Origin of the sequence: Streptosporangium sp. G11, from assembly GCF_051192615.1 — a bacterium.
Classification (GTDB): domain Bacteria; phylum Actinomycetota; class Actinomycetes; order Streptosporangiales; family Streptosporangiaceae; genus Streptosporangium.
Map to the genome: position 1 here is coordinate 1 of NZ_JBPJUQ010000067.1, position 23,727 is coordinate 23,727.

Below are 23,727 nucleotides of genomic sequence, written 5' to 3' on the forward strand. Positions count from 1 at the left end.
TACTACCTGCGCCTGACCGGCGACGGCGGCAGGATGCTCAAGGGCCAGATCGCCCTCACCGCCACCCGCCCCACCCGGCCCGTGGCCTCCGGCGGGGGTGACGGGCAGGCGCCGACCGTGCCGGGCAACCTCGCCGTGACGGCGAAGACGGCCACCACCGTGACGCTCTCGTGGTCGGCCTCCACCGACAACGTGGGAGTGGCCGGCTACCAGGTGCTCCGCGGCGGCACGGTCGTGGCCACCGCCCCGAACACGCCGTACACCGTGACCGGCCTGACCCCGGCCACGGCGTACAGCTTCACCGTCGTCGCGCGCGACGCGGCCGGCAACACCTCCGGCGCGTCGAACGCCGTGAACGTGACCACGTCGGCGTCGTCGACCCCGGTGATCGTCCTGCGCTCCAGGGCCAACGACCGCTACGTCAGCGCCGCCGGCGGCTCGCCGCTGGTCGCGAACGGGACGTCCGCCGGGGCCGCGCAGCAGTTCGAGCGCGTCGACCTGGGCAACGGCAACGTGGGGCTGCGGGCGAGGGTCAACAACCAGTTCGTGTGCGCCGAGGGCGCCGGGGCGCAGCCGCTCATCGCCAACCGCCCCTCGGCCGGGGCGTGGGAGACCTTCCAGCTGGTCACCAACCCCAACGGGTCGGTCAGCCTCCGGGCGCAGGTCAACGGCAAGTACGTGTGCGCCGAGGGCGCCGGGGCGCAGCCGCTCATCGCCAACCGCGACGCGATCGGCCCGTGGGAGCAGTTCGACCTCGTGGCCGGCTGAGACCTCGTCCGCGTCGGGCGGGCCGCCGTGCCCGCCCGGCGCCGCCGTCCCGTCACGGCGAGACGGCACACGGCCGGACGACGAGACGGCGTCACGCGGTTACAGCGTTACGCCGTCACCGCTTCACGGCTCCACCGCTTCACCGCTTCACCGCGAGACGCCGGTCCGCAAGGAGTGCCAGATCCGCTCGGGGAGCAGGTGGCACGCCTCGTCCAGGTCGATGCCCGGAGCACCGGCCAGCCACCGGCGGGCCGTCTCCGCCACGGGGCCGACGACCAGCGTCTCCGTCAGCGCGTCCGGCAGCTCCACGACCAGCCCCGCCTCGGCGTACGGCCGCAGCCAGCCCAGGATCCCGGCCAGCCTGGGCTCCTTCTCCTTCGCGACCAGGGCGGCGTGCGCGGGGAGGAAGGCGGCGTAGGCGGAGGCGTGGACGAAGTGCGCGGCGGTCCTGTGCTCGCGGGTGAACCCCAGGTATCCGGTGACCACGGCCCGGATCCCGGCGGCGGCCCGCGCCTCAGCGTCCTTGCCGTCCTTGCCGTCCTTGTCGTCCTTGCCGTCATCGCCGCCCTCGCCGGCCCCCGCGCCCTCCCCCGGCACCGCGTCGAGCGCGGCGATGACGGCGTCGAGCAGGCCGGACAGGCAGCGGGCGTAGAGTGCCGCCGCCAGCCCGTCGAAGCTGCCGAAATGGTGGTACAGGCTGCCGACGCTGACACCGCTCGCACCGGTCACCGCCGTCATCGTGAACCCGTCGGCGCCCTCCCGCTCGTAGAGGTCGAGCGCCGCGGCCAGCAGCCGCTCCCTGGTCTCCTCGCCGCGCCGGTGCCTAGGCGACACCGGTCAGCTCCGCGGCCTGCGCCCACAGCCTCCCCGCCCGCGCCGGGTCCGCGGCCACGGGGGCGAGGGGCATCTCGCGGTCGACGTCGAGGTAACGCCCGGTGCCGGTGCGGTCGAGCGCCAGCCGTACGACGGGGGCCGCGCCGTCGGCCGGCGCCTTCCAGAACAGCTTCGCGGCCTTCAGCAGCAGTCCCACCGGGCCGCCCCGGTCGCCGAGGCCGGTCCTGATCACCCCGGGGTGCACGGCGTCGATCGTGACGCCCCGCCGCCTCCAGCGTTCGGCCCACAGCGGCATCAGCGCCAGGTTGCAGAGCTTGGTGTCGGCGTAGGTGCGCACGGGAGAGAAGTCCGCGCCCGCCGGGGTGCGCGCGGGGTCGGCCCTGCCCTTGACGTACAGGCCCGCGGTGACCTGGACGACCCTGTCCAGGCGGTCCTCCAGCAGGTGGTTGAGCAGGAAGGGCGCCAGGTGGTTGACGGCGAAGGACTCCTCGAACCCGTCCTCGGTGAGCCGCCGCGCCGACGGCCAGATCCCGGCGTTGTGGACCAGCACGTCGAGCCGCGGGCAGGTGCCGGCCAGCGCCTCGGCCGCGGCCCGGATCCCCTTCAGGGTCGACAGATCCCCGGTGACCAGGTCCGCGCCCAGCCGGGCGGCCTCGCCCGCCGCGGCGGGATTCCTGGCCACGAGCACCACCCGGTCGCCGCGGCGGGCGAACTCCTCGGCCGTGGCCAGGCCGATCCCGCGGTTGCCTCCGGTGATGACGACAGTGGCTCTCATGCCGGAAGCGTAGCCGATTCTAGAGAGACTCTCTAGAATCCCCGGGCGGGCGGTTACTTGGCGAGCATGACGTGCAGGCCGAGGGCGATCCCGGCGGCCACGACCAGGAAGCAGAGCCCGGCTCCCGCGCGGCCGGCCGCCCGCCCGCCGACCAGGCCGACCAGGGCCAGGGAGAAGACCGCGACCAGGCCGGCACCCGCCAGCAGGGAGGCGAGCAGGACCTTCCACAGCGCGTCCAGATCGATGTACTCGTTCATGCGGCGTGCTCCCTCACCTTCGCGGCCGGGACGAGCCGCCCGGTCCATTCGTCGTTGACGTTCCCGGCGTTGACGGGCCGGCGCCGCGAGGCCAGGTACAGCGCCCCCGACAGCACCAGGGCGACGCCGAAGACGACGGCGACGCCCAGCGCGCCGCCGATCACGTCGGCCCCCGCCCAGGCCAGCGCGCCGACCACGGCGGCGGCCGGGAGGGTGATCAGCCACGCGGCTCCCATCCTGGCCGCGAGGCTCCAGCGGACCTCCGACAGGTGCTTGCCGAGGCCGGAGCCGATCACCGAGCCCGCGCACACGTGCGTGGTCGACAGCGGGAAGCCGAAGTGGGAGGAGGCGAAGATGACGGCCGCCGAGGAGCTCTCGGCCGCGAAACCCTGCGGGGCCTCGATCTCGGTCAGCCCCTTGCCGAGGGTACGGATCACCCGCCAGCCGCCCAGGTAGGTGCCCAGCGCGATCGCGGTCGCACTGGCCACGATCACCCACGTGGGGGTTCCCTCGTCCTTGCCGACGGCACCGGCGGTGATCATCGCGAGGGTGATGATGCCCATCGTCTTCTGCGCGTCGTTGGTGCCGTGGGCCAGGGAGACCAGCGAGGCCGAGCCGATCTGGCCGTACCTGAACCCGCGGCCCCTGGTGCCTTCGGGGACGTTCCTGGTGATGACGTAGACCAGGTAGGTGCCGATGGTGGCCACCAGGATCGCCGTCAGCGGCGCCAGCACGGCCGGGACCAGCACCTTGGACACGATCTCCGTGCCCTTGACGGCCGAGGAGCCCGCCGCGATCAGCGTGGCCCCGACCACGCCGCCGATCAGCGCGTGCGAGGAACTGGAGGGGATACCGAAGTACCAGGTCAGCAGGTTCCAGGCCAGGCCGCCGATCAGTCCGGCGAAGACGACCGTCAAGGTGATGGCACCGGACTCGACGATGCCGGTCGCGATGGTGGCCGCGACCTTCAGCGACAGGAACGCCCCGGCGAAGTTGAGCACCGCCGACAGCGCGACCGCGACCTTAGGGCGCAGCGCGCCGGTGGCGATCGAGGTCGCCATCGCGTTGGCGGTGTCGTGGAAGCCGTTGGTGAAGTCGAAGGACAGCGCGGTGACTATCACGATGGCGAGCAACACGGAGTTCGCATCCATGCCCGCAGATATGACACCTGCAGGGGGCGTCTATGCAGATCAGGGAATTCCATACGAAGAATTCATCCTCCCGCCGACCGTGGGCCACCCCGGGCGGCGGAAATCGCGACCTCCCGGAAAGCCCTCGGCCGCCCTGGGAGATCGTGGAACGATCCATCAGAGATACCCCCACTCGGCGCAGATCTCGCGCAGTTCCTCCGGGACCTCCTCCGAGGCGGGCAGCGGCCTGCCCGGCTGGACCCTGCCGCTTCTGATCTTGTCGCGCCAGTCTCCGATGCCCTTCACGAACTCCCCGTGCCCGTGGTCGCCGTACGTGACCATGCCTGGCTCGTAGCCGACCCCGAGATAGGCGCAGACCCGGCGCATCTCCTCCTCCGGATGGGCGACGAGTGCCTCGTACGTCAGGGTGAGCCCGTCGAGCAGCCGCCTGGCCTCGGTGAGGTAGCGCATGTACTGCAGGGTGTGCCGGATCGCCTCCGCCCAGGGACGCTCCATCGGGGCGGCCTCGTGCCACGACAGGGCGATCGAGGCGGGGTGGCGCATCAGGAAGACGTAGCGCGCGTCCGGCCAGCAGGTCGCGAGGCGCCGGTGGGCGAAGACGTTGCTGGGCGTCTTGTCGACGATGATCCGCTTGCCGCTCCCGGCCAGCTCGCGGTGGAGCATGCGGTCCCACAGGATGTGCTCGATGTCGCTGGTGGAGAGGCCGAGCGCCTCCATCGCCTGCCGCAGCGGGTCGGTGGTCATCGTGACCGCCAGGCGCCGCACGTGCAGCTCGTGCGGCGCGTGGATCTGGGAGTGGCTGTTCAGCATGACGCGCAGAAGGGTGGAGCCGGACCTCACCGGCGACAGCACGAACACCGGTTCGCGCAGCAGCCGGTCGACCTCCGGATCGGCCGGTGGCCGGGGAACGTCCGCGGGAGGGGGTGCGGGCGGCGGGGGCGCGACCTTACGCCGCACCCGGGTGATGTTGTAGCCCGTCATCCCTTCGAGAGCCGTATTGACTCGGGTCTTCCACGCCATGACCAGCACCGTAGGGAGCCCAGGCATCGGGAGAGTGAACGCGACCTGTGTGTTGGGGTGCCGGTCCGCGCGGCCGCCGCCGCGCGGACCGGCACCCCTCCGGCCGCGGATCAGGTACGGAACGGGCCGGTCACGCAGTAGGTGATGCCCCCGGAGGAGGAACCGGACGTGCCGCGCTGGGAGGAGAAGTACAGGCGGTTGCCTGCCGGGGTGAAGGCCGGGCCGGTGATCTCCGAGGATCCCTGGCCGCCGACGCGCAGGAACGTGGAGACGGTGTCGTTGGCGGTGATCAGGCAGATCTCCATGTTGCCGCCGTCCTCGGCGACGTAGAGGTCGCCGAAGGTCGAGCCGGTGACGTTGTCCACGCCGGTCAGCGGGGCGCTGCCGGGGCTGACGAGGCTGTCGTCGTAGGCGAGCTCGTAGGTGCCGGCGGCGATGTTGACCTGCCAGACCCGGTTGTCGCCCTTGGTGGTGAACCACACCGTGTCGTTGGCGTAGTAGCACCCCTCGCCGCCGTTGAAGGACTTCGCCCCGGCGACCTGGCTGCGGGTCGCGGTCGGGGAGCCGTCGGGATCGGGGACGTTCGCCCAGGTGAAGGTCCCCGAGGTGGCGGAGCCCGCGCGCAGCACCTGCAGCGTGCCGGAGGACAGGTCGCCCCAGGTGGTGGGGACGAACCGGTAGAACCGCCCGTTGGTCTCGTCCTCGGTGAGATAGATGACCTGGCGGACCGGGTCGGCCGCCGCCGCCTCGTGCTTGAAGCGGCCCATGGCCGGGCGCTGTGTCGCCGCGCCCCCGAAGGGGCGGGTCTCGTAGACGAAGCCGCGGTCGACCTCCTCGCACGACAGCCAGGTGTTCCACGGCGTCGCGCCGCCCGCGCAGTTCTGCCGGGTGCCCGACAGGATCGAGGAGGCGGAGACCACGTTGCCCGCGGAGTCGAAGCGGATCGCCGAGGCGCCGCCGCCGGGGTTGATCTCCGAGTTGGACACGTAGATCCAGCCGCTGCCGTCGGCGAAGCAGGCACCGCCGTCGGGGGCGCTGTGCCAGGTGTAGGAGGTGCCCGGAACCGCCTGGCCCGATCGGGCGACCACCCGGCTGGTGAACCCCGCCGGGAGCTGGATGCCGTTGGCGTCGGCGGCCAGCAGGGGGCCGTAGGGGCCTGGGGCGTTCTGGGCCGGGGCCGCGAGGGCGGCATCCTGCCAGAGGCTTCCGGTGAGGGCCAGGGTGCTCGTACCGAGCACCGAGGCACGAAGGAATGTGCGGCGTTCCATCGACGAACCTCCAAGACGAGGATCAGCAGAACCACTTTCCTGAGCGACCTCAACGGTAGGAGCGCCGGTGAACACCCGCCAGTTAATACGGTTAACGGCGTATGGCCCGTATGTGCTGATTGCGATGAGATAGAGATAGACGTCCCTAATGTCCTGCGTCAGGCGACGTTTCCGACGGGGCGGACGGAAATGACACGCTCCCGGCCGGCGTGGCGACGCGGCCTAACATCCCCACCGCGCCCGTCTCGCCCCCACCCGCCACCGGGACCGGATCAAGGGCAACCGCCGGCTCCGGTAGGCTGCCGACATGTCCGTCGCCGCCCGTCTCGCTCCTGGTTGCCGCCCTCGCGGTTGCCGGGCGCCCGCGCGGCGGGTGCACGGCCGGCGGGTCCGGTACGCGATCGGCTCCGATCCCGGTCAGGTCAACGGCATGCGATGGCTTCGCGCGCCGCGCATGACGCAGGGCGTCTGAGGAGTTCTCCTCCGCCCGCCCACTGCCTTCGTCCCTGATTCGCCGCCCCCTGCCAGGTCTTCGACGCTTCCAGCGCGTCCGGGCTCGCGGGCGCCGCCGGGGTGGCGAGAGGGCGGGAGCCCTGCCCCTCTGCGTGGAGACGCGATCGGTGATCACCGTTGACCTGACGGCCGGGGCACGCGTCCCGGCGGAGGAGCTGTCGCATGTCCAGCACGTTCTTCATCCCGGCCCCCGCGGGCCGCGCCCCGGACGCCGAGGGCTACTTCGGCGCGTTCGGCGGCAAGTTCATCCCGGAGGCGCTCGTCGCCGCGGTGGACGAGGTCGCCGACGAGTACGAGAAGGCCAAGGCCGATCCGCGGTTCACCGCCGAGTTCGGGGCACTGCTCGTCGACTACACCGGGCGGCCGAGCGCCCTGACCGAGGTGCCGCGGTTCGCCGAGCACGCCGGCGGCGTCCGGATGTTCCTCAAACGCGAGGATCTGAACCACACCGGCTCCCACAAGATCACGAACGTCCTCGGGCAGGCCCTGCTCGCCCGGCGGATGGGCAAGCCGCGGGTGATCGCCGAAACGGGCGCCGGGTCGCACGGCGTGGCGACGGCCACCGCCTGCGCCCTGTTCGGCCTCGAATGCGTCGTCTACATGGGCGAGGTCGACATGGAGCGCCAGGCACTGAACGTCGCCCGGATGCGGATGCTCGGCACGAAGGTCGTCCCGGTGACGTCCGGATCCCGCACCCTGAAGGACGCCATCAACGAGGCGTTCCGGGACTGGGTCGCCAACGTCGAGTCCACGCACTACCTGTTCGGCACCGCGGCGGGTCCGCATCCGTTCCCGGCCATGGTCCGCGACTTCCAGCGCGTCATCGGCGTCGAGGCCCGCGGCCAGCTCCTGGACCGCACCGGACGCCTGCCCGACGCGGCGATCGCGTGCGTCGGCGGCGGATCCAACGCCCTCGGCCTGTTCCACGCCTTCCTGCCCGACGCCGGTGTGCGCCTGGTCGGCTGCGAGGCCGCCGGGCACGGCGTCGAATCCGGCAAGCACGCGGCGACGCTGTCGGCGGGCGAGCCCGGCATCCTGCACGGCTCGCGCTCCTACGTGCTCCAGGACGAGGAGGGCCAGATCACCGAGCCGCACTCGATCTCCGCCGGCCTGGACTACCCGGGCATCGGCCCCGAGCACGCCCACCTCAACGATCTGGGGCGCGCCGAATACGTCCCGGTCACCGACGACCAGGCGATGCGGGCGTTCCGGCTCCTGTCGCGCACCGAGGGGATCATCCCGGCGATCGAGAGCGCCCATGCCCTCGCCGGAGCCCTCGAAGTCGGCGGGGAACTCGGCCGGGACGGCCTGATCCTGGTCAACCTGTCCGGCCGCGGCGACAAGGACATGGACACCGCCGCCCGCTACTTCGGGCTGTACGACACCGACGGGGAGTCCAAGTGAGCGGCAACCTCCAGCTGTTGAACGACACCTTCGCCGGCATCAGGAGCGAGGGCCGGGCCGCGCTCCTCGCCTACCTCCCGGCCGGTTTCCCGACCGTTGACGGCGGCATCGCGGCGATCAAGACGGTCCTGGACTCCGGCGCCGACATCATCGAGATCGGGCTGCCGCACAGCGACCCGGTCCTGGACGGCCCCGTCATCCAGACCGCCGACGACGTCGCCCTGCGCGGCGGCCTCAGGATCGCCGACGTCATCCGCACCGTCCGCGAGGCCCACGCCGCCACGGGCAAGCCCGTCCTGGTCATGTCGTACTGGAACCCGATCGCCCGCTACGGCGTCGAGCGCTTCACCACCGAACTCGCCGACGCGGGCGGGGCGGGCTGCATCCTGTCCGACCTGCCCGTCCAGGAATCCGCGACGTGGCGCGACCACGCCGACGAGCAGGGCCTGGCGACCGTCTTTGTCGTCGCGCCCAGCACCAGGGACGAACGGCTGAGACGGATCACCGCCGCCGGTTCCGGTTTCGTCTACGCCGCCTCGACCATGGGCGTCACCGGTGTCCGTGAGACCGTCGGCGCTTCGGCCGCCGATCTCGTGCGGCGGACCAGGGCGACGACCGATCTGCCGGTCTGCGTCGGCATCGGCGTGTCCACCCCCGGCCAGGCCGCCGAGGTGGCGGGCTTCGCCGACGGCGTGGTCGTCGGCACCGCTTTCGTCAAAACCCTCCTCGACGCCCCCGACGAGACCACCGGCCTGGCGTCCCTGCGCGCCCTCACCACCGCACTGGCCCGGGGCGTCCGCGGGGAAAGGTAGCGCCGGGCGCTGTCGACGACCGCCTCGCGGGCCGGGCGGGAGGCGCGGAGACGTTCCGCGCCCGAACGGCGCGCCCGGCGGGAGAGCCTGCCGGGCGCGCCGGTCACATCTCCGCGACCTGGGGGACCGACACCGAGCGCCGGGCGATGGAGCGCACGATCTCGCCGGTGCGGACGGCGGTCATGGACAGCAGCGACGAGGCGATCCCGTGGCTGTCCTCGGTGGCCCCCTGGAGGTAGACGCCCCAGGTCTGCCCGGGATCGGTGGCGACCCGATAGTCGCGCTCCACCAGCAGCTCGCCCGCCTCCCCCGTACGGCAGTGTCTGCGCGCCTCGCCGAGCAGGTCGAGGGGGTTGCGCTCGCGGTAGCCGGTCGCGCAGATGACCGCGTCGGCCTCGATCGTGCTCACCTCGCCCGTGGGCAGGAAGCACATCCGGACGCGGGCGGTGTCGCCGTCGTCGTGCACGTCGAGCAGCCGGGAGGCGTTCAGCATGCGCAGCCGCTGGACACCGGCGACCTTCTCGGCGTAGGAGCGCCGGTAGAGCTCGTCGATGAGGTCGAGGTCCACCACCGAGTAGTTGGTGTTGCGGGAGTAGGCGAACAGCATGCGCTTCACCTCCTCGGGGGCGGTGAAGAAGTGGTCGACGGCCTCCGGGTCGAAGATGCGGTTGGCGAAGGGGCTGTCGTCGGCCGGCGAGTAGCCGTACCGGGTGAAGACGGCGCAGACCTCCGCGGACGAGTAGGTGCGGTGCAGGTGCTCGACGGCCTCGGCCGCGCTCTGCCCGGCGCCGACCACGACGAACCGCCTGGGCTCGCGCCCGCCGAGGGTTTCGAGCCGGCCCAGCAACTCCTCGGTGTGCCAGATCCGCTCGCCCTGCCGCACGCCGTCGGGGAGCACGGGGTCGAGGCCGACCGCGATCACGAGGTTGCGGGTCAGGCAGGTGTGCAGCTCGTCGCCGTGCTGCACGACGACCTCGAGGGTGTCGTCGTCGTACGGGCGCACCGCGACGACCTCGGAGTCGTAGCGCACCAGGTCGGTAAAGGAGGCGGCGACCCATTCCAGGTAGTCGTGGAACTCCAGCCGGGTGGGGAACATGGTCTTGTGGTTGATGAAGTCGACCAGCCTCCCCTTCTCCTGGAGGTAGGACAGGAAGGAGTACGGGCTGGTGGGATTGCGCAGGGTGACCAGGTCCTTGAGGAAGTGAACCTGCATCGTGGCGCCCTCGATGAGCATGTTGCGGTGCCAGCCGAACCTCGGTTGCCTCTCGAAGAAGACCGCGTTCACGCTGGAGCCGTACTCTTCCTCCAGGGCCACCGCGAGCGCGAGGTTGGAGGGGCCGAAACCGATGCCCACGACGTCATAGACCGGGCTCGACATGTTCGCCTCTCACGTACTGAATGGATGGTCCCCCCGCGGCCGGGTGGCGGCGGGGGGCAGCATGGAACAGGGTTGGGCGGGGTGGTTCAGGCCGCGCCGGCGGCCTTGGCCGCCTTGGCGACCTGGGGCACGACCTGGTCGACCACGTAGGGGACCGCCAGCGGCGTGGGCGTGCGCAGCGGCCAGAACGCCTTGAGGTCCAGCGGCACGTAGGAGCCGCGCTTGACCACGTCGAGACCGGCGAACAGCTTGTTGGCCTCGATCTTCTTCTGCGTGGCGGCGTCGTCGTTGTAGTGGCTGAGCAGCAGGTCGACGTCGAGGACCTTGACCTTCTCCATGCTCAGCTCGGCCGCGAAGCCCTCGCCGGGAAGCGCCTTGATCTCCTCGGGCAGCGCGAGCCCGAACTGGCCGAAGAGCTTGACGCTGATGTCGGCGTCGGACTTCATCACGCCGATGTTGCCCGAGGGGAAGACGCTGGTCAGCGCGAACGTCTTACCGGTCAGCTCGGGATAGGTGGTCTTGACCGAGGCGACCTTCGCCTCGACGTCGGCGACGAGCTTCTCCCCCTCGTCCGCCTTGCCGACCGCCTTGGCGACCTGGCGGGCCACCACCTGCCACGAGTCCTCCGCGGGGCCGGTCTCGTAGGCGGTGGTCGGCGCGAGCTGGGAGAGGTTGGCGTACTCCTTGTCGATGTAGTAGTCGCCGCCCGCGAGGATCAGATCGGGCTTGAGCGCGGCGATCTGCTCCAGCGAGAAGCCGGCCTCCCCGGCCTTGAGCAGCGTCGGCTTGGTCCCGGAGATCTTGGGGGCCGTCCAGGGGGTGAGCCCGTCGGCCTGGATTCCGGTCAGTTCCGCCATGGCGACCGGCTGCACGCCCAGGGCGAGCAGGGTGTCCTGGTCGATCTCGCCGAGGGCGACGATGCGCTGGGGCGCGGATTCGATCGTGGTGGTGCCGAGCTTGTGCGTGATGGTGACCGGGAATCCGGGGGCGGCCTGGGTGGCGGGGGCGCTCGCGGCGGGCTGTTCGGCTCCGCCGCCCTCACCGGCGCACGCGCCCACCAGGCCGAGGCCCAGCAGCAGCGTTCCGGTCGCGGCCAGGCGGCGCATCGTGTCGCGCATGAGTATGGGTGTCCTTCCAAAGCCCGGGAGGGCTTTCAGTTTTAGGTTAGGCTCACCTAACCTAACAATCTTTGACGGTTGTGTGAAGCGCCTCATTCCAGGCGGTTCATCAGTTCCGCAACGGTTTGGGCTGTCATGAGCGTCGCGACCTTCACTCCGGAGCAGCCCGGCTCCCGCCGGATGCGGCGTACCAGCTGCATGACGAGCAGCGAATGCCCGCCCAGATCGAAGAAGTTGTCGTGCGGGCCGACCGCGTCCACCTCCAGGACCTCGGCGAACGCCCGGCACAGCATCGCCTCGCGGTCGTCGTCGCGCCGGGTCACGCCGCCGTCACCGCGTCCGGTGCCGGTCCCGGTCACGGTCCGGGCCGTGAGGGTCACGGGCAGGTCGTTCAGGCGCGCCTCGGGATCGGCAGCGACGGCCTCCAGTACGCCGACGAGCGCCCCGATCATCGTGTCGATCGTGGCCGGGTCGAACAGGTCGGCCGAGTAGTCGACGATGAGGTGGAGCTCCTCCCCCCTCTCCCGGAAGATGAAGTCGAGGTCGAACTTCGCCGCGGGCGGGCTGAAGAGCGCCTCCCGCTGCCGCAGCCCGGGGAAGCGGACGTCGCCCATGGCCTGGTTCTCGTAGCCGACCATCACCTGGAACAGCGGGTTGCGGCCGGGAACGCGGGACGGCCGCAGCGCCTCGACGAGCGCCTCGAACGGCAGGTCCTGATTGGCCAGACCGGCCAGGTCGGTGTCGCGGACGCGGGCGAGCAGCTCGGCGAAGGAGGGGTCCCCCGAGGTGTCGGCGCGCAGCACGAGCGTGTTGACGAAGAAGCCGACCAGGTCGCCGGCCGCCTCGTCGGTACGGCCCGCGACGGGACTGCCCAGCGGGATGTCCTCCCCCGCGCCCGTGCCGTGCAGCAGCGCGGCGACCGCGCTCTGGCAGACCATGAACATGCTGGCCTGGGCGCCGCGCGCCAGCCCGCGGAGCCGCCCGACCAGCGGAGCGGGCAGTTCCCTGGTCGTGGTCCCGCCGCGCTGGCCGACGGTGGCGGGCCTGGGCCGGTCCACCGGCAGCGGGATCTCCTCCGGCATGCCCGACAGCGCCTTGGCCCAGTAGGCGAGCTGGCGGGCGTGCAGGCTGCCCGGGTCGACGGGGTCGCCCAGCAGCTCGCGCTGCCAGAGCGTGTAGTCGGCGTACTGCACGGCGGGCGGCTTCCACCCCGGCGTGCCGTCGGGCGCCGTCCCGTCCAGCCGCGCGGCGTAGGCGCGCGCCACGTCCCCGGCGAACGGCCCGAAGGACCACTCGTCGAACGCGATGTGGTGGAACACGGCGAGCAGCAGGTGCTCGTCCTCTCCCTCCGGAATGAGCGCGACCCGCAGCGGGATCTGGGTGGCGAGGTCGAACGGCCGCGCGATCACCTCCTCGGGCGAACAGGTGGTGATCTCCAGGACCGGGCGCGCCTGCTCCGGCGGCAGGATCCGCTGGTAGGGCACGCCCTCGTGCTCGGCGAAGACGGTACGCAGGCTCTCGTGCCTGGCCGTCACGTCGCAGATCGCGGCCCGCAGCGCGTCCACGTCCAGCTCGCCGCGCAGGTGCACGGCCAGCGGCAGGTGGTACGCCTCGCGGGGTCCGTCGTCCTCGCGCAGGATCTGGTCGAGCAGCCAGAGCCTGCGCTGCGCGTACGACAGCGGGACGCGCTCGGGCCGTTCCCTGGGCGCCAGCGGGGGCCTGAGTGTGACACCGGCCCTGTCGTGCAGCCGGGTGGCCAGCTCGGCGACGTTCGGCGCCTCGAACAGGTCGCGGATCGCGAGCTCGGTGCGCAGCACCGCGCGGACCCTGCCGACCAGCCGGGTCGCCAGCAGCGAGTGCCCGCCCAGGTCGAAGAAGTTGTCGTCGATGCCGACGCCCGAGACGTCGAGCACCTCGCCGAACAGGGTGCACAGCAGGTGTTCCACGGCGGTCCTGGCGGCACGTCCCGACCCGCGCGGGCCCTGCCGGTCGGGGGCGGGCAGCGCCCGCCGGTCCAGCTTGCCGTTGACGGTCAGCGGCAGCGCGTCCAGCGTGACGACCGCGCTCGGCACCATGTAGCCGGGCAGCCGCTTCTTGAGCCCCTCGCGTACCCGCGCGGCGAGCGCCCCGTGGTCGCGGGCCGCCGCCGGGTTGTTCGCGTACGACACGGGCCTGCGGTCCGGGTCCGCGGGGAGGAAGGCGGCCCCGCCGCCGAAGACGGCGTCGTAGTGGCCGATCTCGTCCGAGGGGGTGGTCACCACGCCGGGGTCGAGCGCGTACAGCAGCTCGGGCTCGATTCCCGCCGGGGGCGCCTGCAGCAGCTCGCGCGCCTCCCGGTGGGAGGCGCCGCCCTCCAGCGCGCGCAGCGCGGCGAGCTCGGCCGACAGCCTGGGGTCGGGGATGGCGCGCACCCGAAGCGGCCCGGAGCGGCCGGACAGGCGGGCCGCCAGGTCGTCGGGTCCGGCCCAGTCCACGACCGGGGTCTCGGCGGGCCGCGCGGCGGGCCCCGTCGCGAGTCCCGTCGCGAGTCCCGTCGTGAGTTCCGTGGCGGGCTCCGTCGTGAGTTCCGTGGCGGGTGACTTCCAGAGGGTCACGTCGTAGCGGTGCCTGCTGAGCTCGTTGTGGTGGACGCCCCGCTTGGTACGGACCTCCACCCGCGCGGCCAGGCCGAGGGCGGCGAAGAAGGCGGGGTCGAGGAGGAGCTCCTTCTCCATCCGCACGGCCCGGTCGATCGCCGCCGTACCGGCGCCGTCGTCGGCCTCGCCCCCGCCCCGGCCGAGCTGGATCGCCGCGTGCAGGCAGCGCACCGACCGCAGGTCGCGCACGTCGCCGACGAACAGCGCGCCGCCGGGGGCGAGCAGGTCCATCGCGGCGGTGATCACGTCGGCGAGGTATCCGGCGCTCGGGAAGTACTGGACCACGGAGTTGACGACGATCGTGTCGAAGTGGCCGGCGGGCAGGCCGGTGGTGTCGTGCGCGGCCTGGCAGCTCAGGCGCACCGGCGAGCCGGGGCCGAGGTCGGCTTCGAGCTTGGCGATGACGGGGGCCGCGAAGTCGGTGCCCCAGTACTCCTCGCGGCCGGGGGCCAGCCGTGACAGCAGCAGGCCGGTGCCGACACCGATCTCCAGCACCCGCCGGGGCCCGAGGTCCTCGATGCGGGCCACGGTGGTGTCGCGCCACTCGCGCATGTGCTCCAGCGGGATGGGCGACCCGTCGTAGCTGCTGTCCCAGCCCGCGAAGTCCTCGGTGTGGACGGCCGTGCCGATCTCGGTGTACTCGGCGTCGTAGATCTGCCGCCACTCCGCCAGGTGCTCGCGCTCGGCGTCGGGCCGCGCGGCGCCGTCGGGCACCACGTAGCCGATGAGGCGCTTCACGCCGGGCACCTCGGTGCCGACGGCGATGACGGCCGCCTGCCCGACGCCCGGTTCCGCGGCCAGCGCGGTCTCGACCTCCTCCAGCTCGACCCGGTAGCCGCGGATCTTCACCTGCTCGTCGGTACGGCCGAGGAAGTCGATGTTGCCGTCCTGGCGCACCCGTACGAGGTCGCCGGTCCGGTACATCCGGCCGCCGCCGAACGGGTCGGCGACGAACCGTTCGGCGGTCAGGCCCGGCCGGTCGAGGTAGCCCCGGGCCAGACCGGCTCCGGCGATGTAGAGCTCCCCCGGCGCGCCGGGCGGGACCGGCCGCAGCCAGCCGTCGAGCACGTAGCCCCGGGTGTTCCAGATCGGCTTGCCGACCGTGGGCGTGGCGCTGTCCTCGGTGCCGCCGCCCAGCGTGTTGATGGTGTACTCGGTCGGGCCGTAGAGGTTGTAGCCGAGCACCCCCTCGGCCCCCGCGAGCCGGTCCCACACCGCCGCCGGGACGGCCTCGCCGCCCAGCAGCACGAGCGGCGGGCGGTGCTCGCCGTCGAGCAGCCCCTCCTCCAGCAGCTGCTGCGCGTAGGTCGGCGTCACGTTGATGACGTCGATCCGGTGGCGCCGCAGGTACTCGGTCAGCGCCTCGGCGTCGCGCCGCAGCTCCTCGTCGCAGACGTGCACCTCGTGGCCCTCGATGAGCCAGAGCAGCTCCTCCCACGACATGTCGAAGGAGAAGGACACGGTGTGCGCGATCCGCAGCCGCCGCCCGGCGGACGCCACGACCGGGTCGAAGATGTTGGCCCGGTGGTTGAACTGCATGTTGGTCAGACCCCGGTAGGGGGTGACCACGCCCTTGGGACGTCCGGTCGACCCGGAGGTGTAGATCACGTACGCGGGGTGCTCCAGCCGTCCGGGCACGTCCCTGCCGAAGCCGGGCAGCTCCTCGGCCGTCAGGACGGCGCCGGACAGGCCCGCCAGCGTCTCGCGCACGGCGGGGTCGTCGAGCAGGATCGAGGCGCCCGGGTTCGCCAGCCCGGCGGCGATGTCGCGGTGCGAGAGCAGGCAGACGGGGGCGGCGTCGGCCAGCATGAAGTCGAGCCGGTCGGCCGGGTAGTCCAGCTCCAGGGGAAGGTAGGCGGCGCCCGTCTTGAGCACCGCGAACAGCGCGACGACCATCTCGGCGGAGCGGGGCAGGGCGAGGGCGACCACCCGTTCCGGTCCCGCGCCGTGCGCCTTCAGCAGCCGGGCCAGGCGGTTGGCCGCCGCGTCCAGCTCGGCGTAGGTGAGCCGCACGTCGGGCTGGGAGACCAGGGCGAGCTCGTCCGGGGTGCGCGCGGCCTGCTCGGCGAGCAGCTCGGCGATGGTGAGGCCGGGGACGAACCGTTCGGCCTCGGCCCAGTCGCGGCGCAGCCGGTCGTGCTCGTCGGGCAGGAGCAGGTCGAGCCGGTGGCAGGGGGTGTCGGGCGTGGTGGCGAGGGTCTCCAGGACGCGCACGTACCGGTCGGTGAGACGTTCGGCCTCGGCCTCGGTGAAGGCGTCGCCCCGGTACATGACGCGCAGGCCCGCGCCGGGCTCCACGACCATCGTGACCGGGTAGTGGGTCGCGTCGCGGACCTGGCGGCCGGTCACCCGCACGTCGCCGCCGGGGCCGAAGCCGCGCCCGGTGGGCATGCCGGGGAAGTTCTGGAACACGAAGAGGGTGTCGAACAGGGTCCCGAGGCCCGTCACCCGCTGCACGTCGGCGAGCGCGACGTAGGAGTGGTCGAACAGCTCCGACTGGAACGTCTGCACCCGCTCCAGGACGGTGCGCAGCGGGTCGGCCGCCGAGGCGCGCACCCGGACGGGGACGGTGTTGAACAGCAGGCCGACGACGGACTCGACACCGTCGACGTCGGGGTGGCGGCCGGACACCGAGACGCCGAAGACCACGTCGTCACGGCCGGTGAGACCCGCCAGGAGCAGCCCCCACGCGCTCTCGTACAGGGTGCCGAGGGTAAGGCCGGACTCGCGGGCGAGGGCGCCGAGCCGGGCGGCGAGGTCCTCGGGCAGCGCGCGGTGGATCTCCCCCGCGGTGGCGAGGTCGGCGGGACGGTCGGCCAGCTCCGGCTTGAGCAGGGTCGGCTCGTCGAGCCCTTCGAGGCTGCGGCCCCACGTCTTGATCGTGGCCTGCCGGTCCTGCCCGTTCACCCAGTCGAGATAGGCGTGGAAGGGGACCACGGGCCGGGCACGCTCGGTGCTCGCGTCGGTGTAGAACTCCAGCAGCGAGGTGACCAGCAGGCCTCCCGACCAGCCGTCCAGCAGGATCAGCTCGGAGGTGAGCACCAGCCGGAAGTCGTCCTCGCCCACCCTGGCCAGCGCGAAGCGGATCAGCGGCGGCTCGTCGGGGACGAACGGCCGGGCGCGCTGGGCCTCGACGAACGCCTCCAGCGCCTCCGGGTCGCCGGTCTCGGCGTAGGTCCAGTCGACCTCGAAGTGTTCGGGGACGAACTGCACGGTACGGCCGCCGTCGGTGCGGAACCCGGCCCGCAGGTTGGGGAACTTCAGCAGCACCTCGCGCGCGGCCCCGGCCAGCCGGCCGGGGTCGACGGGCCCGGCCAGGGTCACCACGGCCTGCTGGACGTAGATGTCGCGGTCCTCGCCGGCCAGCATCAGGTGGAACAGCAGTCCTTCCTGCAGCGGCGACAGCGGCAGCTCGGCCCGCGCCTCCACAGGCCCGCCCGTCACGACCTCGCCGGACAGGATCGCCGCCTCCGCCGTGACCGGGACCGTGGCCGGAGCCGGGGCCGGGGCCGCCGCGCCTCCCGCGGACGCGCCACCTTCCGCGGACGCGTCACCTTCCGCGGACGCGTCACCTTCCACGGGCGCGCCGCCGGAAAGGGCCGCGACCCTGGCCAGGGCCTCGACCGTACGCAGCCGGAAGACGTCGCGGACGGCGAAGGGGAAGCCCGCGCGGCGGGCGCGGCCCACGAGCAGGGCCGCGCTGATGCTGTCGCCGCCGGTGCGGAAGAAGTCGTCGTCGGCGTTGAGGCCGTCCCGCCCGAGGATCTCGGCGACGAGGCGGGCGATGGCGTGCTCGGCGGCGGTTCGCGGCGCCCTGCCCTCGCGGACGGCGGGCTCGGGCAGCGCGCGGCGGTCGAGCTTGCCGTTGGGAGTGCGCGGCAGCCGGTCGAGGCCGACGAGCACGGAGGGGACGAGGTAGTCGGGCAGGATCTCGCCGAGCCGGACCCGCAGCGCGTCGAGGTCGAGACCGTCCTCGCCCACGACGTAGCCGACGAGGCGCGGTCCCGAGCGTGCCGCCACGGCCGCCTGGCGCACGCCGGGCTGCGCGGCGAGCACCGCCTCGACCTCCCCCGGCTCGATGCGGAAGCCGCGGATCTTGACCTGGTCGTCGGCCCGGCCCAGGAAGTCCAGGCCGCCGTCGCGGCGGCGGCGCACCCGGTCGCCGGTGCGGTACAGCCGCGATCCCGGCGGGCCGAAGGGATCGGCCACGAACCGCTCGGCGGTGCGGGCCGGGTCGCCGAGATACCCGCGCGCCAGGCCGTCACCGGCGAGGTAGAGCTCGCCGACCGGGACCTCGCGGAGCCCGGCGTCCAGGACGTACGCCACGGTGTTGGCGATCGGGACCAGCCCGCCGCCGCCCTCGGCGATCAGGCTGTCCCCGGCCGCCTCCGAGCAGCCGTACAGGTTGACCAGCCGGGCGGGGACCCGCTCGGCCAGGGCGGCGGGCAGAGCCTCGCCACTGCTCACCCAGGTGGTGACCGAGCCGAGTTCCCCGGTCTCCATGAGCGCGGCCAGCAGGCTCGGCACGACCGTCACCAGGTTCACGCCGTGGCGGCGGATCAGCTCGGCCAGGGCGAGCGCGTCGGTGGCGGTGTCGTCGTCCGCGACGACGACGGTGTCACCGGCGACGAGGCCGCCGAGCAGCTCGGTGCTGCCGTCGATGAAGGCCGGTGAGCTCTTGGCGACCCGCACGCCGGTGGGGGCGAGGTCCGCGCCCCAGGCGAGCCGGTTGGCCAGCGCCCGCTGGGTGCCGACGACGGCCTTGGGGGTTCCGGTGGACCCCGAGGTGAAGATCACGTACGCGGGGTGGTCGGGGCGGATCTCGGCCCCGGCGCGGGGCGGGGCGTCGGGGAGCGGCTCGTCGGCGCCGAGGACCAGCAGGGGCCTGGCGGTGTCGAGCATCAGGTCGATCCTGGAGCGCGGGTAGGTCGTGTCGATCGGCAGGTAGGCCGCGCCGGTCTTGAGGACGGCGAGCAGGGCCACGACGAACTCGGCCGAGCGCGGCAGCGCGATCGCGACGATCTCCTCGGGGCCCGCCCCCGCCGCGGCGAGCCGGTCCGCGAGGGCCTCGGCGCGCTCGTCCAGCTCGGCGTAGCTGAGCGTGAGCCCGCCGGAGACGCCGCCGGAGACGACGGCCGTGGCGTGCGGCGTGCGCGCCACCTGTGCCTCGATCCGCTGGGCGACGGTGAGCGGGGCGAACTCGCGAGCGGTGTCGGGCCGCGCGATCCCCCGGAGCGGGGTGCCGAGCGACGACAGGCGCCGCGCCGGGTCCTCGGTCGCCTGGCCGAGCAGCTCGCCGAGTTCGGCGAGCAGGCCGGTGACGGTCCCGGCGTCGAAGAGGTCCGTGGCGTAGGCGACGAAACCCTCGATCAGCTCCTCGCCCTCGGCGAAGTAGATGTCGAGGTCGAACTTGACGCCGCCGGTCTCGGGCAGGAACGGTTCGGCGCGCACGCCGGGCAGCCGCAGCCGCACGTCCTCCAGCCGCTGGTGGACGATCATCACCTGGAACAGCGGGCTGCGGGCGAGCGAGCGCTCGGGGGCGAGCCGCTCCACGACCTGCTCGAACGGTACGTCCGCGTTGGAGAACGCGGCCAGGTCGGTGTGGCGGACCCGCTCCAGGAGTTCGGTGAAGGTGGGGTCGCCGGTCAGGTCGGTGCGCAGCACGACGAGGTTGACGAACACGCCGACCAGGTCCGCGAGGTCCTCGTCGGCGCGGCCCGCGATGGGCGAGCCGAGCGCCACGTCGTCGCCCGCGCCGGCCCGGTGCAGGAGCGCGGCCACGGCGGCGTGCAGGACCATGAAGACGCTGGTGCCGGTCTCCAGGGCCAGCCGTCGCGCCCCGGCCAGCGGCAGCCGGAACGGCGCCAGCCCGCCCCGGTGGCTCGCCTCGGCGGGACGGGGCCGGTCGGGCGGCGGCGCGCTCTCCTCGGGCAGCCCCCGCAGCGTCCGCTCCCAGAAGGCGAGCTGGTCCTCGGGGGCCGGGGACTCGCTCTGCCAGACGGCGTAGTCGGCGTACTGCACGGGCAGCGGCGCCCAGTCCGGCGCGGTGCCCGCGCCGCGGGCGGTGTAGGCGCGCGACAGGTCGGCGAGCAGCGGGGTGAACGACCACTCGTCGGCGGCGGCGTGGTGCTGGAGCACGACCAGCACGGACTCCTCGGCGGAGACCCGCAGCAGGGTCGCCCGGATGGGCAGGTCGGTCCCGAGGTCGAAGACGTGCGAGGCGGCCCTCGTCTCGGCCGCGCGCAACCGCTCCTCGGACCAGCCTCGCGCGTCCACCACGTCGAAGGCGACCTCCCCGGTGTCGAGGAGACGCTGGACCGGCAGCCCGTCGGGGCCCTCGTCCAGCAGGGTGCGCAGCGCCTCGTGCCGGGCGACGACGTCGCCGAACGCGGAGCGCAGCGCGTCGACGTCGAGCGGCCCGTACAGGCGCAGGCCGAGCGGCAGCGCGTCGGCGGCCGAGGGGCCGCGCAGGCGTTCCTCGAACCAGAAGCCGCGCTGGGCGGGCGAGGCGGGGACGATCTCGGGCCGGGTCACGTCGCGGACCCTCGGCCGGGTGCCCCGAACCAGCCTGGGCGCCAGCGTGGCGACCGTGGGCGCCTCGAAGACGTCGGCGATGGTGAGCTCGGCGTCGAGCGCGGCGCGCACCCGCCCGGCGAGGCGGGTGGCCAGCAGGGAGTGGCCGCCCAGGGCGAAGAAGTCGTCGTCGATGCCCACCGCGTCCAGGCCGAGCGTCTCGGCGAAGACCGCGCACAGCGCCGCCTCGCGGTCGTCGCGCGGTCCCCGGCTCGACACCTGGACCTCGGGCGCGGGCAGCGCGGCCCGGTCGAGCTTGCCGTTGACGGTACGCGGCAGCGCCTCGAGCCGGACCGTCGCCGCGGGAAGCATGTACTCGGGCAGCGCCTCGGCCGCCGCCGCCCTCAGGTCCGCCTCGTCGAGATCGCCGTTCGGCACGACGTAGGCGACGAGCCGCTTCTCGTCCGGCCTGTCCTCGCGGACCACGACGGCGACCTGGGCGACGCCCGGGTGGGCGGCGAGCACGGCCTGCACCTCGGCGGGCTCGATGCGGAACCCGCGAATCTTCACCTGGTCGTCGGTGCGCCCCAGGTATTCCAGCGTTCCGTCGCGGCCCCACCGGGCCAGGTCGCCGGTGCGGTACATGCGCTCGCCCGGCGGGCCGAAGGGGTCGGCGACGAAGCGTTCCGCGGTCAGGCCCGGCCTGCCCGTGTAACCGCGGGCCAGCTGCGTCCCCGCGAGGTAGAGCTCGCCGGGGACGCCGACCGGGGCGGGGCGCAGCGCGGCGTCCAGGACGTACGCGCGGGTGTTGGGGAACGGCACGCCGATCCCGGACGACGGCAGCTCGGCGGAGGTCGCCCAGATCGTCGCCTCGGTCGGCCCGTACACGTTGACGGCCGACGCCGCCACCGCGTGGAGGGTCTCGGCGAGCGCGGCAGGAAGGGCCTCGCCGCCGACGAGCACCCGCAGCCCGCGGAGCGCGGCCGGGTCCAGCGAGCCCAGCAGCGACGGGGTGCCCTGGACGATGGTCGCCCCGGCGAGCAGCGCGCCCAGCGCAGCCGGGTCGCGCACGGTCTCGCGCCCGGCCAGCACGACGGTCGCGCCGCTGATCAGCGGCACGTACAGCTCCAGCGCGGCGATGTCGAACGCGATCGTGGTGACCGCGACCAGCCGGTCGCCGGCGCCCAGGGCCAGGCGCTCCCTCATGGTGAGGAGGAAGGCGGTGAGCGCGGCGTGCGGGACGGCCACGCCCTTGGGGCGGCCGGTCGAGCCGGAGGTGTAGATGACGTACGCCAGGTCGCCGCCCCGGACCGGACGCGACGGCTCCCGCTCGGCGTCCGGCTCGGGGAGCGTGTCGCCCAGCGTGAGCGTCTCGGTCCCCGCCGGGACGAGAGCGGCGGTCCGCGGGGTCGCGATCACGCAGAGCGGGGCCGCGTCCCGGATCATGTAGGCCAGCCGGTCGGCCGGGTGGTCCAGGTCCAGCGGCAGGTAGGCGGCGCCCGACTTCAGCACGGCCAGCAGCGCGACCACCAGATCGGGGGTGCGGGGCAGGGCCAGCGCGACGACCTGGCCGGGGCCCGCGCCGCGCTCGCGCAGCAGACGGGCGAGGGCCGAGGCCCGCATGTCCAGCTCGGCGTAGGTGAGCGTGGCCCCGCCGTCGCCGTCGACGGCGACCGCGCCGGGGGTGCGCGCGGCCTGCTCCTCGAACAGGGAGGTCACCGTCGTGTCCGGTACGGGGCGCGAGGTGTCGTTCCACTCCGCCAGCAGGGCCGACTCGGCCGCGCCGAGCAGCTCCAGGTCGGCGATCCGCAGGTCCGGGCGGCGCACCGCGTCGCCGAGCAGCGTCTCCAGATGGGCGAGGAGGGCGTCGACGCGCTCGTCGTCGAACAGCTCGCGCCGGAAGGTGGCCTCGACGGTCATGCCCTGGGGCCGGACGAAGGCCTCCAGCGACAGGTCGAAGTGGGTGGTGCCGTTGTGGATGTGCGTCCAGCTCGTGGTGACGCCGGGCAGGTCCAGGTCGCCGATCTCCTGGGCGAGGAACAGCAGCATGGTGTCGAAGAACGGCGAGCCGCCGCGCCTGCGGGCGGGCCGCAGCTCCTGCACGATTTTGTCGTAGGGCAGTGTCCGGTTCGCGAACCCCTCGGTGCAGGTGTCGCGGACCCGGTGCAGGACCTCGCGGAAGGTCGGCGCGCCGGACAGGTCGGTGCGCAGCACGAGGGTGTTGCCGAAGTTTCCGGCCAGCCGCTCGATCTCGGTGTGCTCGCGGTTCATGACGGCCGAGCCGATCGCGATGTCGGTCGCGCCGGTGTAGCGGTGCAGGAGCACCGCGTGGGCGGCGAGCATCACCATGTACGGGGTGAGGTTCTCCCTGGCGGCCAGCTCCCGCATCCCGGCGATGACGGCGTCGTCGAAGCGGCGGGCCCTGCGCCCGCCCCGCTCGGACGCGGTCGCGCCGCGCGGGCGGTCGGCGGGCAGGTCGAGGGGCGCGGGCGGCGGGTCGAGGCGCCGCCGCCAGTAGTCCATCTCCTCCGCCGAGTGCGGGCGGTTCTGCTCCCAGACGGCGAAGTCGGGATAGTGGACGGTCAGCGTGGGCAGGCCGTGCGGCTCACCGGAGACGGCGGCGCGGTACAGGGCCGACAGGTCGTGCGACAGCGACCCCCAGGTCATGCCGTCCCAGGCGATGTGGTGCACGACCAGGACCAGGGCGTACCCGTCGGTGCCGAGCCGGAGCAGTTCGAGCCGGATCGGCCGGTCGGCGCGCAGGTCGAAGGGGAGCGCCGCGATCCGCGCGGCGTACGCCTCGGCGTCGTCCTCCGCGCAGTCGCGCACCGGCAGGTCGAGGGAGTCGTCGGCGACGACGTACTGCACCGGCGTCCCCTCGTCGTTCTCGTCGTAGACGGTGCGCAGCACCGCGTGCCTGCGCAGGAGTGCGCGCAGCGCCTCGCGGAGCGCCTCGGGGTCGAGCGCGCCCGACATGCGCACCAGCAGGCACACGTTGTAGGCGGGGCTGGAGGGGAACGTCCGGTGGTGCAGCCACATGCTCTGCTGCGCGTAGGACAGCGGGGCGGGTCCGCCGGAGCGGCGTGGAGTGATCCGGTCCTTGCCGGGGCCGAGCCCCGCCTCGGCCATCATCCGCCGCATCAGTTCGCGCCGCCGTGCAACGTCCTGCTGCTGTTCCCGCACGCTCAACTCTTTCTTCGGGGCCGGTGTCGGGCACGCTGTCCCGCATCGAGACTTAGGTTAGCCTTGCCTCTTAAATCCACACAAGGTTAGCCTTACC

Annotated in this window: 13 protein-coding genes; 4 read left to right on the plus strand and 9 right to left on the minus strand. The window is 73.1% G+C overall.

Going from position 1 to position 23,727, the window contains the following annotated elements; genetic code table 11:
- A partial coding sequence (locus ACSDR0_RS39085; RefSeq protein WP_435293997.1) for a fibronectin type III domain-containing protein occupies positions 1-768 on the plus strand: 768 nt, incomplete at its 5' end.
- 147 nt (positions 769-915) lie between these two features.
- Here ACSDR0_RS39085 and ACSDR0_RS39090 read toward each other — a convergent pair.
- From ACSDR0_RS39090 to ACSDR0_RS39115, 6 genes are all read right to left on the minus strand, one after another.
- A complete protein-coding gene (locus ACSDR0_RS39090; protein WP_435293998.1) occupies positions 916-1,602 on the minus strand; it encodes a TetR/AcrR family transcriptional regulator in 687 nt (228 codons plus the stop codon).
- A complete protein-coding gene (locus ACSDR0_RS39095; protein ID WP_435293999.1) occupies positions 1,592-2,377 on the minus strand; it encodes an SDR family NAD(P)-dependent oxidoreductase in 786 nt (261 codons plus the stop codon). Before ACSDR0_RS39095 ends, ACSDR0_RS39090 begins: the two co-directional genes overlap by 11 nt.
- A 53-nt stretch (positions 2,378-2,430) precedes the next feature.
- Complete coding sequence (locus ACSDR0_RS39100; RefSeq protein WP_435294000.1) at positions 2,431-2,634, minus strand: hypothetical protein; 204 nt, start codon at positions 2,632-2,634, stop codon at positions 2,431-2,433.
- Complete coding sequence (locus ACSDR0_RS39105; RefSeq protein ID WP_435294001.1) at positions 2,631-3,785, minus strand: anion permease; 1,155 nt, start codon at positions 3,783-3,785, stop codon at positions 2,631-2,633. The genes ACSDR0_RS39100 and ACSDR0_RS39105 overlap by 4 nt, the downstream gene beginning before the upstream one ends.
- 156 nt (positions 3,786-3,941) lie before the next feature.
- Positions 3,942-4,832, minus strand: a complete 891-nt coding sequence (locus ACSDR0_RS39110; protein ID WP_435294002.1) for a sulfotransferase family protein — start codon at positions 4,830-4,832, stop codon at positions 3,942-3,944.
- An 83-nt stretch (positions 4,833-4,915) separates the two neighbouring features.
- On the minus strand, positions 4,916-6,073 hold the full coding sequence (locus ACSDR0_RS39115; protein ID WP_435294003.1) for an alkaline phosphatase PhoX: 1,158 nt from the start codon (positions 6,071-6,073) through the stop codon (positions 4,916-4,918).
- Positions 6,074-6,380: 307 nt separating this feature from the next.
- Between ACSDR0_RS39115 and trpM the strand changes: the two genes are divergently transcribed.
- The 3 genes from trpM to trpA all read left to right on the plus strand — a co-directional run bounded on the left by trpM (position 6,381) and on the right by trpA (position 8,802).
- Positions 6,381-6,545 carry a tryptophan biosynthesis modulator TrpM gene (gene trpM, locus ACSDR0_RS39120; protein WP_386324324.1) on the plus strand — a complete coding sequence of 55 codons (165 nt, stop codon included), beginning with the start codon at positions 6,381-6,383 and terminating at the stop codon, positions 6,543-6,545.
- 203 nt (positions 6,546-6,748) lie between these two features.
- On the plus strand, positions 6,749-7,990 hold the full coding sequence (gene trpB / locus ACSDR0_RS39125; RefSeq protein WP_435294004.1) for a tryptophan synthase subunit beta: 1,242 nt from the start codon (positions 6,749-6,751) through the stop codon (positions 7,988-7,990).
- Complete coding sequence (trpA, locus tag ACSDR0_RS39130; RefSeq protein ID WP_435294005.1) at positions 7,987-8,802, plus strand: tryptophan synthase subunit alpha; 816 nt, start codon at positions 7,987-7,989, stop codon at positions 8,800-8,802. The genes trpB and trpA overlap by 4 nt, the downstream gene beginning before the upstream one ends.
- A 103-nt stretch (positions 8,803-8,905) precedes the next feature.
- Here the strand turns inward: trpA and ACSDR0_RS39135 are convergent, their stop codons facing one another.
- The 3 genes from ACSDR0_RS39135 to ACSDR0_RS39145 all read right to left on the minus strand — a co-directional run bounded on the left by ACSDR0_RS39135 (position 8,906) and on the right by ACSDR0_RS39145 (position 23,630).
- On the minus strand, positions 8,906-10,180 hold the full coding sequence (locus ACSDR0_RS39135) for a lysine N(6)-hydroxylase/L-ornithine N(5)-oxygenase family protein (protein WP_435294006.1): 1,275 nt from the start codon (positions 10,178-10,180) through the stop codon (positions 8,906-8,908).
- Positions 10,181-10,266: 86 nt separating this feature from the next.
- A complete protein-coding gene (locus tag ACSDR0_RS39140) occupies positions 10,267-11,298 on the minus strand; it encodes an iron-siderophore ABC transporter substrate-binding protein (protein WP_435294007.1) in 1,032 nt (343 codons plus the stop codon).
- A gap of 92 nt (positions 11,299-11,390) precedes the next feature.
- A complete protein-coding gene (locus ACSDR0_RS39145; protein ID WP_435294008.1) occupies positions 11,391-23,630 on the minus strand; it encodes an amino acid adenylation domain-containing protein in 12,240 nt (4,079 codons plus the stop codon).
- Between the last annotated feature and the right edge of the window lie 97 nt (positions 23,631-23,727).